The organism is Legionella feeleii (assembly GCF_001467625.1).
GTDB lineage: Bacteria > Pseudomonadota > Gammaproteobacteria > Legionellales > Legionellaceae > Tatlockia > Tatlockia feeleii.
This window is the reverse complement of sequence record NZ_LNYB01000085.1, coordinates 83,729-84,105: the sequence shown is the minus strand read 5'-3', so window position 1 is coordinate 84,105 and position 377 is coordinate 83,729.

The following is a 377-nucleotide window of genomic DNA, read 5'->3' as shown; positions in this document are numbered from 1 at the left end:
GACTATAGGGCTCTCTTGCCCTTTAACCTAAACCCTCTAAATTAATTTTCTCTTTCAATGCAACCCGTATTTGCCCGAACGAATACAATCTATCTGCTGAATTAGTTTACTCAGGTCTTATAAAAAGCAATAGAAATGTATTGCTTCCGCCAAACCCTCTGGGCGTGACAAAAGTGGCAGTGGGGGAAAACGTGATGTTGTCGTATCCAATAAAATTATCAATAAAAAAAACATTCTTAAGCTAAGAGTAAGTGTAATATAGTCATAGCATAAGTAAAAAACCTAGCTCCAATTTAGTGACATTTGTTGACTATTCTGTAATTGAGAGCGAGTTGCTGGCGTTGGTTTTTGAGGCAAGACAGCTTTCTTTTGCCCCG